Source organism: Streptomyces yunnanensis, assembly GCF_029011865.1.
Classification (GTDB): Bacteria; Actinomycetota; Actinomycetes; order Streptomycetales; family Streptomycetaceae; genus Streptomyces; species Streptomyces yunnanensis.
Window position 1 is genome coordinate 5,896,226 of the sequence record NZ_CP095749.1, and the last position, 15,300, is coordinate 5,911,525.

Below are 15,300 nucleotides of genomic sequence, written 5' to 3' on the forward strand. Positions count from 1 at the left end.
TTTACCCCGGAGGGGGCGGGGTAGGGCGAGGACCCGCAGAGAAGGAACGGAGGCCACTGTTCCCGTGTCCCGCAACTTCGCTCATCCCGACCACCCCGACCACCCCGAGAACCCCGAGCGCTCTGAGAAGCCCACGGGCCTCGAAAGCGCCGACGGCCGCGACGACCGGGCCCGCCCCGACCCGACCGTCACCGTGATCGTGCCGGTCCACAACACCCGCCGCTACCTCGACCGCAGCCTCGGCTCGGTCTTCGCGCAGACCCTCGACCCGCACCGGATCGAGATCATCGCCGTCGACGACGGCTCCACCGACGGCAGCGGCGCCTGGCTCGACGAGGCCGCCGCCGCCCACCCCCGCCTCACCGTCGTCCACCAGCCCGCCTCCGGCGGCGCCGGCCGGCCCCGCAACGTCGGCCTGGACCGCGCCACCGGCGACTACGTCTTCTTCCTCGACTCCGACGACCATCTCGGCCCCGAGGCGCTGGCCCGCCTCGTCGGGATGGCCCAGGAACACGACTCCGACATCGTCTACGGCCGCATCGTCGGCGTGGACGGCCGCGGCGCCCCCGTGGACCTGCGCACCACCAGCCCCCGCGTCTCGGTCTTCGACTCGCCCGTCTACTGGACCCTCGCCGCCTACAAGCTCTTCCGCCGCTCCTTCGTCGAGCGCCACCGCCTGCGCTTCGTCGAGGGCCGCCTGCTCGGCGAGGACCTCCCCTTCGGCATCACCGCCCTGCTGCGCGCCGGGACCGTCTCCGTCCTCGCCGACTACGACTGCTACTACCTGCACGGCCGCGACGACGACAGCAACGCCTCCCGCCAGGACATGGACTGGCCCGGCTACCTCGCCTACATCGACACCGTCCTGGCCGTCCTGGCCGCCGAGGTCCCGCCCGGCCCGGACCGCGACAAGCTGATGGTCCGCCACTTCCACGGCGAGATACTCATGCCGTTCGCGGCCTCCTATCTCGCCCGGGACGAGGCCGGCCGCCGCGCGATGCGCGAGGCCGCCCGCCCCCTGGTCGACCGCCACCTCACCGACCGGGTGCTCGGCGCCCTCCCGCCCGGCCTCCGCCTCCGCGCCCACTGCCTGCGCGCCGGCCTCGCCACCGAACTGGACGCCGTCGTCCGGGCCGACTCCGGCCCCGGCCCGGCACCCGGCCCGCCCCTCGTCGAGGACGGCCGCGCCTACGCCGCCTACCCCCACTTCCGCGACCCGGACCACCCGCTGCCGGACGCCCTCTACGACCTCACCGACCGCGTCGCGGTACGCCAGCGCCTGACCGACCTCCAGTGGGTCGGCGGCGTCCTCCACCTCCACGGCACCGCGGCCCTCCGCGCCGCCGGCGACGTCGGCACCGATCAGGTGGATCTCGTCCTGCACCGCAGTGGCGCCCACCTCCGCGTCCCCGCCGCGTACGGCCCCGACGGCGCCTGGCACGCCGCCCTCGACCCGGCCGCCGCGGCCCACGGCGCACCGCTGGCGGAGGGCGTCTGGGGCCTGAAGATCGCGGTCGCGGCGGGCGGCGCGGATGCCACGGCCGCCGAGCCGGCCGCCGCCCTCCGCCGGGAGGTCTGGCTGGTCCCCGAGGGCGGCGCGCCGGCCACCGACACCGCCCCCCGCGTCGTCGGCCACGGCCCCGACGGCCCCACCGTCGCCGCGCTCTTCCTCTCCTCCCCGCATGGCCACCTCCACCTCGACCTGGACCACGACGGCGCCCGCCGCCCGCTCGGCGCCGACCTGTGGGGCGAGGCGGCCTGCACCCGCGCCGGCCGCGCCACGGTCACCGCCCGCCTCACCCTCCCCGGCTGCCCCGTCGACGCCGACCTCCAGTTCGTGCTGCGCGACGCCACCCGCTGCGTGGCCCTGCGCACCACCGTCGAACGCGCCGCCGGCGACCGCTACCGCGCCCGCTCCCGTCTGTGCAGCGGCCCCCCGGGCACCTGGCGGGTCGCCCTCCGCCTCACCGCGGGCGGCCTCCGGCGCGAACTCCCGGTCCGAAGCGCCGACGGCGCGGGACCGTTGACGCTCACCGTGCCGGCGCCGGGGCGCTGACGCCCCGCGCGGCGCCGTCGTTCAGCGCGGGTCGCTCTCGCGCCGCAGCTCGGCCCAGACGCGTTTGCCCCAGGGGAGCCGTTCGTAGCCCCAGCGCTGGGAGAGCGCGTCGATCAGGGCCAGGCCCCGCCCGTACTCGTCGTCGATGCCCGTCACGCGGACTTCGGGGATGCGCCGGGAGGTGTCCACGACCGCGATGCGGACCACCGTCCCGGCGGGGCGTGTGACGGTGACCCGTACGGCGCAGGCGCGGGTGTGCCGGGCGGCGTTCGCGACGAGTTCGGTGACGACCAGGGCTCCGCTGTCCATGACGGAGTGCAGGCCCCAGGCGGTCAGGGCCGTGCGGACCAGGATGCGGGCGGGGGCGGCACTTTCGGCCGCGCACGGCAGGGTCTGGGTGTATTCAGGGTGTCCGGTGGGACGAACGGTGACGGCCATCAGGACCTCGGTTCACTGGTTCGCTCGCTGGGTTCCGCGCGGGGGAGCAGGCGCGATGCAACATCTCTAGACATATTTATTAGAGCGCTCCTCTCTAGAGACGTCAATGTGCTCTCTAGAGAGGATGGGAGGCGAGTTCTGCAATCGCACGCACGGTGCTGGCGGCGCACCCATGGCCTAGACGAGTCTTTCCGAATGCCTGCGGGCATGAGACGAGGGTGCTCAAGATCCGTTTGTGACGACGAACTTGACCACCCTCGTAACCGCACTGTACGTGAAGATCGACGATGACTCGGCCGGGATCGCCCGACTGCCAGGCAGGCCGCCGAAACTGAGCCACTCCGAGTTGCTGTGCCTGGCCGTCATGCAGGCCCTGCTCGGCTTCCACAGCGAGGCCCGCTGGCTGCGGCACGTACGCGCCCACTACCGCGGCATGTTCCCGTACATCCCGCAGGACGCCGGCTACAACAAGCGCCTGCGGGCGGCCTTGCCGCAGGTCAAACGCCTCATCCGGGTCCTGGCCAGGGACACAGACTTCTGGCATGACACCGTGTGGCTCTGCGACTCCACCCCCGTGCCCTGCGGCACGTCGCGGCCCACGGTGAAGCGGTCGGAGGTGGCGGGCTGGGCGAACTACGGCTACTGCTCGTCCCACTCACGGTTCTACTGGGGGCTGCGGCTGTTCCTGGTGTGCACCCCAACCGGGATGCCAGTCCTGTGGGCCCTGGCCAGCCCGAAGATCGACGAGCGCGAAGTCCTGGCTGCCATGCTGGAGGTCGATGCCCCGCTCGTGCGTGAGCGGCCCGGCCTGCTGCTGATCACGGACAAGGGCTTTGCGTCCAGAGCCTTCGAGCGGTCATTGTCCGAGCACGGCATTTCGCTGCTGCGGCCGTCGATGAAACGCGAGGCCGCCCGCCCCGGAGAGCCGATGCTCAAGAAGGTCCGCCAGCTGATCGAGTCGGTGAACGACACCCTCAAGGGCCAGCTTGACCTGGAACAACACGGCGGCCGCACATGCGAAGGCGTTGCCGTGCGCGTCGCGCAGCGCGTCCTCGCGCTGGCCACCGCGATCTGGCACAACTTCCAGACCGGCCAGGCGGTCAGCCGCTCACTGACCGCCTACGACCACTAAACGTGTTCGGAAAGACTCGTCTAGGGTGTCTAGAGAGGAAGAGGAGGGCTCCCGCATGGCCAGCACCGAGGGCGACCGCCGGCCGAAGTACCAGCGGATCGCGGACTCGCTGCGCGAGGCGATCCGGGCGGGCACCTACGGCCCCGGCGACCGGCTCCCGGGCGAGAACGACCTGATGACCGCGCACGGCGTGGCGCGCATGACCGCGCGTCAGGCGCTGGGCGTCCTCCAGAACGAAGGGCTGGCCGAGTCCCGCAAGGGCGCCGGCGTCTTCGTACGGGCCTTCCGCCCGCTGCGGCGTCAGGGCATCCAGCGGCTGGCGCGCGAGCAGTGGGGCGCCGGCCGCTCGATCTGGTCCGCCGACGCCGAGAACCGCCGGGTGGTCGTGGACCAGGTGGCGGTGTCGGAGGAGGCCGCCCCGGAGGCGGTCAGGAAGGTCCTGGACCTGGGCGGCGAGGACACCGTCTGCGTCCGCCGCCGCCGCTACGTGCTGGAGGAGAAGCCCGTCCTGCTCGCGACGAGCTACCTCCCGGCGTCGCTGGCCGCGGGATCGGCCATCGCCCACGAGGACACCGGACCGGGCGGCATGTACGCCCGGCTCGCCGAACTCGGTTCCAGGCCGGTGCACTTCCGCGAGGAGATCCGCTCCCGGATGCCCACGAAGGAGGAGGCGGAGCAGCTGAGCATCTCCCCGGGCACGCCGGTGATCCTCATCCACCGGACGGCCTTCGCGGACGAAGGGCGCCCCGTGGAGTTCAACGAGATGACGCTCGACGCCGCGTCGTACGTGTTGGAGTACGGCTTCGACGCGTGAGACCGCCGCCGGCAGCGCAGCGAGTCCTGTCGGCGCTGCCGGTGCTGCCTGCGCTCCCCGCGCTCCCCGTGTTCCCTGCGCTCTCGGCGCCGGGTGCTCAACCCCCCTTCCTTGTCGCGTTCTTGGCGTATTTCCCGTAGCCCCGCGGTGCCAAGTTGTTCTATAAAAGCTAGAACAATCCGACGGGAGGCTCTGTGGACCGTCCTCGGTCCTCCACCGCTCCCCGTCTCCTCACACCGCCTCAACCCACAGGGAGATCCCATGCGTTCGCGCACCCCTCGGCGTGGCAGGACGCTCGCCGCGCTCGCGGCGGCGGTCGCCGTCGCCGCCGGGCCGGTATTAGGCGCGGCCGGGGCGTCCGCGGCCCCCCGGGCCGCCGCTGTCGTCCCCGCACAGGACCGCGAGGTCCAGTTCACCGTGGACGGCACCACGGCCCGCGGCACCGTGCACGTCCCCGCCCACCGGCCGGGCCGCAGGCTCGCCGCGGCGCTGCTGATCCCCGGCAGCGGCCCGACCGACCGCAACGGCGACGTGCCGCCCACGTTCACCCCGCACACCCTCTCCCTCTTCGCTGACACCCTCGGCGAGGACGGCGTGATGAGCCTGCGGTTCGACAAGTACGGCTCCGGGCGGACGGGCCTGGGCGGCGGGCCCGGCGCCCCCGACATGGCCGCCTACACCCGCCAGGCCGTGGCCGCGTACGACACCCTGCGCCGTCAGCCGGAAGCCGATCCCCGCGCGCTGCTGGTGGTCGGGCACAGCGAGGGCGGCCTGCGGGCGCTGCTCGTGGACCGCGCGGTGGCCGTCAAGCCCGCCGGGCTCGCGCTCATCGCCCCGCAGGACATGCACCTGCTGGACATGGTCGACTTCCAGCTGGCGGGCGCCCTGGACCGGGCGGTCGCGGCGGGACAACTCGACGCCGCCCGGGCGGCGTCGAACAAGAGGGGCGTGACCAGGGCCATAGCGGACTTCCGGGCCGGGCGTCCGGTGGACACCGCGGGGCTGCTGCCCGACGTCGCCGCCGCCCTCGACGGCATGTTCGGCCCGGTCAACGCGGACTTCGTGCGCAGCGACGACGCCCTCTACCCGCCGTCCGTGGCCCGCGGCGTCGCGCCCGGCACCCGCACCCTGGTCACCTGCGGCACGGAGGACACCAACGTGCCGTGCCGGACCACGCCGGCCCTGCTGTCCGCCCTCGCCGCCGCCCGCACCACCGGCCCCGGGCTGCGGGTCCTGCCCGGCCTCGACCACCTGCTGCACCCCGCCGGGACCCCGGCCGACGACGCGGTGATCGCCCCGGCCGCGCGGCGGGCCCTGCACGCGTTCGTCCGCCCCTGGCGCCAGGACGCGGGGAACTGAGGCCCCTTCGGCGCGCCGACCCGTGCGCCCCGCCGCCCCGCCGGATCCCGTCCGGCGGGGCGGACGCGTCGCTCACCCGCCCGGCCGCGCCGCCCCCTCCGGCCGGGTGTCCAGCCCGTCCACCAGCCGGTCCAGGAAGCGCGTGAAGGTGGCCTCGGGGGTGAGGGGGCGGCCGGGGGCGGCCAACGCCCGGGCGAGTTCGGGGTGGTGGCCGTCGGCGGCGACGGCGGCGAGGTAGTCCGCCTCGGCGGCGGCGCGGTCGGCGGAGTCGGCGGTGGCGGCGCGGGCGAGCTCGTGGCCGACGTGGGAGGTCACGAAGCCGGTGAGGAGGCTGAAGACCTCCAGCTTCGCGGCGCCGTCCAGGGGGAGCGGGCGGAGCGCGGCGAGGGCGTGCTCCAGGAACGCCAGGGTGTGCGGTCCGAGGGTCCGGCGGGCGGTCAGGGCGGCCGGCAGCCAGGGGTGACGGAGCATCAGGGCACGCTGGTGGCGGGCGACGGACTTGAGGTCGGCGCGCCACTCGCCGGAGAGCGGGGCGGGCGGCAGGAGTTCGCCGCTGACGTGGTCGACCATCAGCTCCAGCAGCGTCTCCTTGTCGGGGGCGTAGCTGTAGAGGGACATCACGCCGGCGCCGACCCGCGCGGCGACCGCGCGCATGGTGACCGCGTCGAGCCCCTCGGCGTCGGCGAGGGCGACGGCCGCGGCGGTGATCGCCTCGCGGCTGAAGGCGGGGCGGCGACCGCGGCGGGGGCGGTCGGGGGTCAGCCAGAGCTGCCGGGGGTCGGCGCCCGGGGCGCCGGGCCGGTCGCCGGGGGATGCGGGCACGGTGCGGCGCTCCTCTCGCGGACGTGGGTGGTGGGCGGGGCGTGGGGACACCATCCAAGCATCCGCTATTCTCGTACGACGTACGAGAATGTGGTCGAGGCGGGAGGGGTGGCGATGGCGGAGGGGTGGACCGCACCGGAGGGACGGCCGGCGCGCGGCGCGCGATGGATGCGGGCGACCTGGCGGAAGGTGCCGAAGGGGCCCTACCGGGTCGGATGCGAGGCGGGGCTGGTGGTGCCGGGCGCGGACGGCGCCCCCCTGCTGACGGATCACTACTTCCCGCGGACCGCAGGGGAGTCCCGGGCGGGCGCGGCGCGACCGGACGGAACGAGGGCGCCGGGGGAGTTCCCGACGCTGCTGGTGCGCTCGCCGTACGGGCGAGGAGCGCCGTGGGCGCCGCTCTACGGCATCCTCTTCGCCGAGCACGGGTTCCACGTGGTGGTGCAGAGCTGCCGCGGCACGGGCGGGTCGGGCGGCGCCTTCCACCTGTGGCGCAACGAGACCGCGGACGGCCGGGCCACGGTGGCCTGGCTGCGGCAACAGCCGTGGTTCGACGGGACGTTGGGGACGATCGGAGCCAGCTACCTGGGATACACCCAGTGGGCGCTCGCCGCCGACCCCCCGCCGGAGCTGCGGGCGATGGTGACCCAGGTCGGGTTCAACGACCCGCACGCCTACTTCCACGCGGGCGGCGCGGTCCATCTGGAGAACGCGCTGGTGTCGGGCATCGGGATGGCCCACCAGCACCAGGGGTGGCGGCCGTTCCTGCGGGCGGCGCTGCGGCTGCGCCGGTGGCTGCGCGGGGCGCACCGCGAGCCGGCCCCGCACACGTCCGGACCGGCGGCCGAACTGCCGTGGCTGGCCGAGGCGTTGGAGCGACCGGAGCGCACCGACCCGTACTGGCGGGACGCGTCGCCGGCGGTGGCCGCGGAACTGCCGACGGTGCCCACCTGCCTGATCGCCGGATGGCAGGACGTCTTCCTCGACCAGAACCTCGCGCAGTACCGGCGGCTACGCCGGGCCGGGTGCGAGACCACGCTGCTCGTCGGGCCCTGGACGCACAACGCGGCGCTCCAGGAGGGCTGGCCCGAGGTGTTCGCGACGAGCCTGGCCTGGCTGCGGGCGCACCTGTGCGGCGATCGGGCCGGGCTGCCGCCCACCCGCGTGCGGGTGCACGTCGGCGGGGACGGCCCCGGCGACGGCGGCGGCTGGCGGGACCTCGCGCAGTGGCCGCCGGCGGCGGGCGCGGCGGACCGCTGGTACCTCGGCCCCGGCGGCCGGCTCGGGCCGCGGGCGCCCGCCGCCGCGGCGGCCCCGGCCGACACCGCGCCGGTGGGGGAGTTCCGCCACGACCCGGCCGACCCCACCCCGTCCCTCGGCGGGCCGGTGCTCTCCCCGGGCGCCGGGCGCCGCGACAACCGGTCGCTGGAGGCCCGGGCGGACGTGCTGACCTTCACCGGGCCGGTGCTGGCCGAGCCCCTGGAGGTGCTGGGGCCGGTCGCCGCGCGGCTGCGGGTCACGGCGGACGGCGCGGACGGCGCCCCCGCCGGCCGGCCCTTCGACGTCTTCGCGCGGCTGTGCGACGTGGACGCCCGGGGCCGGTCGGTGAACGTGTGCGACGGGCTGGTGCGGGTGATCCCGCGGGCCGGGGCGGCGGACTCGACGGGGACGCCGACGGCCGTGGTGGCGGTGGTGCCGATGACCGCGGCGGCGCACCGGTTCGCCGCCGGGCACCGGGTGCGGCTACAGATCAGCGGCGGCGCGTTCCCGCGGTACGCGCCGCCGACCGGCCACGCCGGCGCCGGCCCCGTACGGGTCGAACTCCACCCGGGGTCGGCGCTGGAGCTGCCCGCGACCGCGGAACCCCCGACCGCCGGGCGCTGAAACGCCGGGCCGCCCGCCCCCGGCGAAGGGGAGCGGGCGGCCCGGACGGAGCACGCGCGGCCGGGGCCGTCAGCCCTGGCGGGACTCCGGGTGGTGGTGCTGCCAGCCCGCCCACGCCGACGTGATCATGTCGCGGACGTCGTGGCGGGCCTCCCAGCCCAGCTCCTTGCTGATGCGGTCGGCGGCGGCCACCACCCGGGCCGGGTCGCCGGCACGGCGCGGGGTGACCTCGGGGACCACGCCCCGGTGGTCGGTGATCTCGGCGATCAGATCGACCATCTCGCGGACCGAGACGCCCTCGCCCCGGCCGATGTTGAGGGTCAGGTCGCGCACCGGACCCGGCTCGGCCAGCTTGCGGGCCGCCGCGACATGGGCGTCCGCGAGGTCCGCGACGTGGATGTAGTCGCGGATGCAGGTGCCGTCGGGGGTGTCGTAGTCGTCACCGAAGATGCGCGGCGCGGCGCCCTGGGTGAGCCGCTCGAAGACCATCGGGACGATGTTGAAGACCCCGGTGTCGGCCAGCTCGGGGGTGGCGGTGCCGGCCACGTTGAAGTAGCGCAGGCAGGCGGTGCTGATGCCGTGGGCCTTGCCCGCGGCGCGCGCCATCCACTCGCCGACGAGCTTGGTCTCGCCGTACGGGTTGATCGGGACGCAGGGCGTGTCCTCGGTGACCAGGTCCACGTCCGGCATGCCGTAGACGGCGGCGGAGGAGGAGAAGACGAAGCGCGGGACGCCGCCCGCGGCCATCGCCTCCAGGAGGGTCTGCAGGCCGTGGACGTTCTCGCGGTAGTAGTGCAGCGGCATCTCCACCGACTCGCCGACCTGCTTCTTGGCGGCCAGGTGGACGACGTCGGTGACGCCGTGCTCGGCGATCGTGGCGTCCAGCACCGCACGGTCCAGCGTCGAGCCGACGACCAGCGGCACCTCCTCGGGGACCCGGGCGCGCACGCCCGTCGTCAGATCATCGAGGACGACGACCGTCTCGCCGGCCTGCCGAAGGGCTCGTACGACATGGGCGCCGATGTAACCGGCACCACCCGTGATCAGGTAAGACATAGCGCCCATCCTAGGCAGAGGGAGAAACGGACGAGGGCGTGCGGGTCAGCGACGCAGCCGCCGGGCGGCGATCCGCCACACACTGCGCGGCCCGGACGCCACCCGGAACGCCAGCGCACCGCCGGTGGTCGTGTAGGGCTGGGCCAGCAGCACCAGCCGGCGCCGGCTGGGCAGCACCCGGCGCCGCAGCCCGGCGCCCACGGCACGCAGCCCGGCCCCGATGACGGTGCCGTCCGCGCAGGTCACCCGGGCCGTCACGTCCCACGGCTCGGGTTCGTCGGGCCGGGACCCGGGCAGCTCGGTCAGCGGCGCGAGGTCCAGCATCACCGTGCCCGTCCAGGCGGTGCCGTCGGTGGCGGGCGCCAGGGCCGCGGTGAGCACCGGGCCGGGCCGCTCGTCGCGGCGGCGCTGCAGCGTCAGGTCGACGCTGACCGGGCCGGCCGCGGCCAGCCGGCCGTACAGGTCGTGGACGCGGAGCCGGAGCACCCCGCGGGTGGTGCCCAGCACCGGATCGGCGTCGATCGTCACCGGCAGCACGGGGGTGGCCCCGATACCGGGCACGTCCTCGTCGGCGGCGTCCACCGTGTCCCCCGGGGACAGGCCCTCCAGCCGTACCTCGGGCAGGTCCGCCGACCAGACCGGGGCACCGTCCGGACCCGTCGCATACGGGGGCAGCAGCCGGCCGGGCCGGGCCGCCAGCTGCGTCAGCCGGTCCAGGTCGCGGGGGGCGGAGGAGGCCAGGACGACGCGGGCCAGCCAGCGCGCCGGGGCGTGCGCGGCGCGCAGCTCGGCCTCCTCGAAGGACGCCAGGTGGTCCCGGGTCAGCTGCCACCACTCGGTGCGGTAGTCGATGCCGCGGGTGTGCAACTCGCGCACGTACATCCGCAGATCGTGGTCGAGGAACTTGGTGGCCGCGGCCTGCACCAGCGTCTTCCGCCCGGCGTCGCCGAGGATCCGCAGCACGGTGCGGTGCGCCTCGATGCGCTGCCGCCAGTTGGCGACGTCCTTGCGGTCCAGGGAGATCGACTGCTGGGCGGCGGCGCGCCGGACGTGCCAGATGTAGACCGTGTCGGGGACGGTGACGATCTTCGGCGCGGCGGCCAGCACCCGAGCGGTGAAGACGAAGTCCTCGTAGTGGTAACGGCCCTCGGGGAAGGCGATGCGGTGGCCGGTGAGGAACTCCCGGGCGTAGAGCTTGTTCACGCAGAGGGTGTCGCGGACCAACTGCGGCGCCATGTCGGGACTGTCGTACACGGCCGGTTCGCGGTACAGGGCGGGCTGCCAGGGCACGTCGCGCCGGGCCGGCAGCTCCCGGCGCACACAGGCGCCCGCGGCGACCGGCGCCCGGTGCCGCTGCGCGGCGGCCAGCAGGGCCGGCACCGCGCCCGGCGGCAGCACGTCGTCGCTGTCGAGGAACATCACGTACTGGCCGGTGGCGGCCCGCAGCCCGTCGTTGCGCGGGGACCCGCAGCCACCGCTGTTCTCGCCGCGGTGCAGGACCCGCAGCCGCGGCTCGGTGCGGGCCAGGGCGTCCAGGGCGGCGCCGGTGCCGTCGGTGGAGGCGTCGTCCACCGCGATCACCTCGGCGACGGCGTCTCCCTGGTCTCCCTGCGCCAGCGCCGAACGCACCGCGTCGGCGACGTGCCGGGCGTCGTTGAACGCGATGACGACGACACTGACCTGCGCGGCGGAAGAGAGGGCAGGCCCAGGCTGTGGCTCAAGGGCGTCATTCACAGTCACTAAATCTACATTTCGTGTCGACAGCAGCTCTTGGCGCGAGCGGGTTCGGACCCCTGCCTCTCCAGGGTCAGAGGCCGAAAACCGTCGAGCGGTTGCACCGGCCGCCCGCCATTCTTCGCCTCATTGCCGTCTCGTGACCAGCCGGCCCCCGCAACGGGGCCGTCGGCCAACCCGCGCGGACACCCCGCTAGGGCGCCCGCACATGCTGTAACGACGCGGGCGCCGGGAGATGCCGATCCTGCCACCGCGCACCGGACCGCCCCGCGCCCCACCGGACCGGGCCCGCCACCCGCACCCCGCGGCCCGCCCCCTCACTCCATGACCAGGTCCGCGACCCGCCCCGCCGCCCCACCGTCGTCCAGATGGCAAAACGCCCCCCGGAACTCCGCATACGCCTCCGCGCTCGCCCGCACCACCGCCGGCAGATCCCCCAGCGCCTCCACCAACTCGCCCGTGGACGACAGCAACGGACCCGGCACCCGCGCCTCGAAATCCAGGCTGAAACCGCGCAACGTGTCGCGGTAGTGCGCCAGATCAGGCGTGAGGAACAGCATCGGACGACCGGTGTTGGCGAAGTCCACCGCCAACGACGAGTAGTCGGTCACCAGCACGTCCGCGGCCAACAGCAACTCGGTCGCGTCCGGGTACGACGACACGTCCACCGCGAACGGCGCATGGTGCGCCGGCAGCCGGTCGGGCACCTGCGGATGACTGCGCACCAGCAGCACATGACTCTCGTCCAGCGCCGCCCGCGCCGCCGCCAGGTCCAACGGCAGGTGCAGCCGGTGGTGCGAGGCGTCGTACGCCACGTCGTCGCGCGGCGTCGGCGCGTACAACACCGCCCGCTGGTCCGGCCGGACGCCCAGGTGGGCGCGGACCGCGGCGGCCACCTCGTCCCGGTTCGCGGCGTGCAGCGCATCGGTCCGCGGCAGCCCGGTCTCCAGCAGCTTCCCCGCATAGCCGAGCGCCGACCGCAGCACCGGGGTGCTCACCGCGTTCGGCGAGAGCAGCACGCTCCACTGCCGGCCCAGCCGCGGGCGCGGCGCCAGATGCACCAGCCCCCCGCACAGCGTCCCCGCCAGGTCCGCGCCGATCCGTTTCAGCGGCGTCCCGTGCCAGGTCTGGATCACCCGCTGCCCGGCCCGCCGCACGAACCAGCGCGGCAGATGGGTGTTGGTCACGATCCAGTGGCTGTGCGCCAGCGCCCCGTGCCAGGCCGCGCTGCCCACCACCACCGGCCGGGCCGACGGCGGCACCGCGGTCTGCGCGTCCCGCACCGCCCACAGGTGCTCCACGTCCATCCCCCGCCGCACCAGCTCCTCGTGCACCGCCCGCGGCGAATCCCCGTACGCCCGGCCGCCGAAGCTGCTGTAGAGCACCGTGTCGCGCAGCGGCCGGGACCGGTGCAGCGGATAGTGCTGCTCCCGCAGCACCCGCCGCCGGTACGGGCCCCGATCCACCGGCGGCAGCGCCGGCCCGGCCACCACGAACACCTCGTCGTGCCGCATCCGGTCCAACGTGAACGGCTTGCCGCGCACCGTCCGCGACACCGGCAACCCGTCGAACACCGACGGCACACACCGCACCGGCGCGTCCGACGACGACCCCACCGCCCCCTGCTCCCGCAGGTGCACCGTCCAGCGGCCCTCCCGCAACGGCACCTGTCCGGCCAACGACGGCAGCGCGGCCAGCGGCAACGCGCAGTGGAACCGCCCGTCGTCGTGCACGGCCGGGAAGACCACCTCGGCCGCGTGCGCGGCGTGCTTGAGGACCAGCTCCGGAACGGGCGGCGCGACATCCGGCAGCACCCCCGCCAACAGCAGCGTCCCGTCCGTCCGCCACACCACCCGGTCCACGTACGCCTGCGGCACCCGGTCGTGCAGCACCAGCTCCCCGGCCGGGGACGCCGCCGCCACCAACTCCCGCCCGTGCGACAGCGGATGGACCACCGGCGCCATCTCCGGGGCAGCGCCCACCGGATCGGCGCCGCCGCCGGGCAGCACCAGCTCCGGCAGCCACGTCTCGGTGTGCGGCGGCGGGATCGCGGCCGGCGCACCGTCCCGCCCGGGCCGGGCCGCGTCCCACGCGTCCAGCCGCACCCGGACGACGCACCGCGCGGCACCGTCCACCGACGGCGCCCCGCCGCCCGTCCCGTCGCCGTCCCCGTCAGCCCCCTCCACCGGGAACGACACCACCGTCCCCGTCCCCTCGTGCGTCAGCCGCAGCGCCACCGGCGCCGGACCGGGCGCGGTCACCGCCAGCTCCAACGCCCCGCCCGCCACCACCGGCGGCGCCGCCAGCCGCCGCGCCCGCCGGGCCACCGCGATCCGCAGCCGCCCGTCCACATACCGCGGCGTCACCCACATCCCGTCCGTGCCCTCGTACGCCCCCGGCGCCGCCCCCGAACCGCACTCCGCCGCGCCCAACTCCCCGGACCGCACCACCCCCGCCGACGCCAGCAGCACCTCCACCCGCCACTCGCCCGGCACCAGCCGCCCGCCGCGCCGCAGCCGCGCCGGATCCAGCCGCAGCTCGAACCCCGACCAGTCGTAGCAGTGCAGCTCCTGCCCGGACGCCGCGGTCGCCTCCGGCATCGCCACCGTCCGCAGCGGCAGCACGATCCGCCGCCGCCCGCACGACAGCACCGCCGTCCGCAGATAGCCGTGCCGCGTCCCGGCCGGCAGGTTCCGCACATAGGCCCAGCCCCGCAACAGCAGCACCCCGCCCCGCCACACCGCCTCCCGGACCTCCGCCCGCACCGGGAAGTCCGCCCGCTCCAGCCGCGCCACCCCCGCCGGCAACGCGACCGGCGGCGCCACCGGCAGCACCGCCCGCCGCCGCAGCGGCGGCCCGGCCACCGCGAAACCCCCCGGACTGCGCGCCTCGTGCGCCAACAGCGCCACCAGATCCGTCAGCCGCCCGGCCCGGATCAGATACCACCGCATCCGCAGCTCCACCGGCAGCGCCCGCAACAACCGCGGATCGGTCCGCGACAGAAAGTCCCGGGCACAGTCCAGGAACGCCGTCCGCACCTCCGGCGCCGCCCCCGGCAACCCCGCCACCAGGTCCACCAACCCCCCGGTCAACTGCGCCCGGTCGTAGTCCGCCCGCAGCCGGCCGCACTCCGGACGCGCCGGATCGGCCAGCAGCGCCCGCATCCGCGCCACCGCCGCGAACCGGTCCCGCACCCCCTGCGCGGACGGCCGCCGATGCCGACCGGCGCCCTCCGGCAGCCGCCAGTAACAGACGTGCTCGTGCAGCACGTCCACCGCCTCCGCCAGCACGTGCGCCGGCAGCGCCACCGCCGCCCCGTCGCACCACTCCCCGTCGGGAAAGGCGAAGCCGTGCCGGTCCCAGAAAGAGCGCCGGAACACCTTGTTCCGCACGAAGTGGTCGCCGAGCAGCGCCGGATCCTCGCTGACATGCGTGCGCAACACCGTCTCCCGCGCCGCCGGATGGTCCACCGACTGGCTCCGGCCCGCCGCCCCCAGCCGGTAGACGTTGCCGGTCGCCAGATCCGCCCCCGACTTGTCCAACAGCCCCGTCAGGTCCTCGTACGCCCGCGGCAGCAGCACATCGTCCGACGCCAGGAACGCCACGTACTCGGTGTGCGGAAAGGCGTGCCGGGCACCCGCGTTCCACGCCCCGCCCCGCCCCCCGCCGCCGTCGTGCACCACCCGGAACCGCGGATCCCGCTCCGTCAGCCCCCGCCACGGCCCCGCCGGCGGCCCGTCCGCCTCCTCCGCCGGCCCGTCGTCCACCAGCACCACATCCAGCTCCGGCAGCGTCTGGGCCGCCACCGACTCCAGACACTCCTCCACATGGCGCGCATACCCCGCACCGCGCGGGACCGGGACGACGACGGTGAGTCGAGGCTTCATGGGCGGAGGAGCCTTTCCGGACTGGCGGACCACGGGGCCAACCCCGGGACACACACGGGACGATGCGGCCGACTCGTCCCTCAACTCGTCCATCGGCGGCCCGGTCACCGGCGCTGCG

At 75.1% G+C, this 15,300-nt stretch carries 10 protein-coding genes; 5 read left to right on the plus strand and 5 right to left on the minus strand.

Annotated elements, in window-relative coordinates; translation table 11 throughout:
• The first annotated feature begins 64 nt into the window (after positions 1 to 64).
• Positions 65 to 2,056, plus strand: a complete 1,992-nt coding sequence (locus MOV08_RS25750) for a glycosyltransferase family 2 protein (RefSeq protein WP_275309010.1) — start codon at positions 65 to 67, stop codon at positions 2,054 to 2,056.
• Positions 2,057 to 2,077: 21 nt separating this feature from the next.
• Here MOV08_RS25750 and MOV08_RS25755 read toward each other — a convergent pair whose 3' ends face one another.
• Positions 2,078 to 2,494, minus strand: coding sequence for an ATP-binding protein (locus MOV08_RS25755; protein ID WP_275309012.1), 417 nt, complete (start codon positions 2,492 to 2,494; stop codon positions 2,078 to 2,080).
• A gap of 235 nt (positions 2,495 to 2,729) precedes the next feature.
• Between MOV08_RS25755 and MOV08_RS25760 the strand changes: the two genes are divergently transcribed.
• The 3 genes from MOV08_RS25760 (at position 2,730) to MOV08_RS25770 (ending at position 5,799) form a co-directional block, all read left to right on the plus strand.
• Complete coding sequence (locus MOV08_RS25760) at positions 2,730 to 3,626, plus strand: IS982 family transposase (RefSeq protein ID WP_275306313.1); 897 nt, start codon at positions 2,730 to 2,732, stop codon at positions 3,624 to 3,626.
• A 55-nt stretch (positions 3,627 to 3,681) separates the two neighbouring features.
• The gene (locus tag MOV08_RS25765) at positions 3,682 to 4,440 is read left to right on the plus strand and encodes a GntR family transcriptional regulator (RefSeq protein ID WP_039635947.1); all 759 of its coding nucleotides are present in this window, start codon (positions 3,682 to 3,684) and stop codon (positions 4,438 to 4,440) included.
• Between the two features lie 261 nt (positions 4,441 to 4,701).
• Positions 4,702 to 5,799, plus strand: a complete 1,098-nt coding sequence (locus MOV08_RS25770) for a dienelactone hydrolase family protein (protein WP_275309014.1) — start codon at positions 4,702 to 4,704, stop codon at positions 5,797 to 5,799.
• A gap of 72 nt (positions 5,800 to 5,871) precedes the next feature.
• Here MOV08_RS25770 and MOV08_RS25775 read toward each other — a convergent pair whose 3' ends face one another.
• A complete protein-coding gene (locus MOV08_RS25775; protein WP_275309015.1) occupies positions 5,872 to 6,621 on the minus strand; it encodes a TetR/AcrR family transcriptional regulator in 750 nt (249 codons plus the stop codon).
• Positions 6,622 to 6,735: 114 nt separating this feature from the next.
• Between MOV08_RS25775 and MOV08_RS25780 the strand changes: the two genes are divergently transcribed.
• Positions 6,736 to 8,505, plus strand: coding sequence for a CocE/NonD family hydrolase (locus MOV08_RS25780; protein WP_275309016.1), 1,770 nt, complete (start codon positions 6,736 to 6,738; stop codon positions 8,503 to 8,505).
• Positions 8,506 to 8,574: 69 nt separating this feature from the next.
• Here MOV08_RS25780 and galE read toward each other — a convergent pair whose 3' ends face one another.
• From galE to MOV08_RS25795, 3 genes are all read right to left on the minus strand, one after another.
• Positions 8,575 to 9,561, minus strand: a complete 987-nt coding sequence (gene galE / locus MOV08_RS25785) for a UDP-glucose 4-epimerase GalE (protein ID WP_039635951.1) — start codon at positions 9,559 to 9,561, stop codon at positions 8,575 to 8,577.
• Between the two features lie 45 nt (positions 9,562 to 9,606).
• Positions 9,607 to 11,295, minus strand: coding sequence for a glycosyltransferase family 2 protein (locus MOV08_RS25790; RefSeq protein ID WP_275309018.1), 1,689 nt, complete (start codon positions 11,293 to 11,295; stop codon positions 9,607 to 9,609).
• A gap of 317 nt (positions 11,296 to 11,612) precedes the next feature.
• Positions 11,613 to 15,182, minus strand: a complete 3,570-nt coding sequence (locus MOV08_RS25795) for a bifunctional glycosyltransferase/CDP-glycerol:glycerophosphate glycerophosphotransferase (RefSeq protein WP_275309020.1) — start codon at positions 15,180 to 15,182, stop codon at positions 11,613 to 11,615.
• Positions 15,183 to 15,300 lie beyond the last annotated feature (118 nt).

Bases quoted from the DNA above. Each gene is read 5' to 3' on its own strand.
- MOV08_RS25765 (WP_039635947.1), top strand. From the start codon at position 3,682: ATGGCCAGCACCGAGGGCGACCGCCGGCCGAAGTACCAGCGGATCGCG.
- MOV08_RS25770 (WP_275309014.1), top strand. From the start codon at position 4,702: ATGCGTTCGCGCACCCCTCGGCGTGGCAGGACGCTCGCCGCGCTCGCG.
- MOV08_RS25780 (WP_275309016.1), top strand. From the start codon at position 6,736: ATGGCGGAGGGGTGGACCGCACCGGAGGGACGGCCGGCGCGCGGCGCG.
- MOV08_RS25795 (WP_275309020.1), bottom strand. From the start codon at position 15,182: ATGAAGCCTCGACTCACCGTCGTCGTCCCGGTCCCGCGCGGTGCGGGG.
- MOV08_RS25755 (WP_275309012.1), bottom strand. From the start codon at position 2,494: ATGGCCGTCACCGTTCGTCCCACCGGACACCCTGAATACACCCAGACC.
- galE (WP_039635951.1), bottom strand. From the start codon at position 9,561: ATGTCTTACCTGATCACGGGTGGTGCCGGTTACATCGGCGCCCATGTC.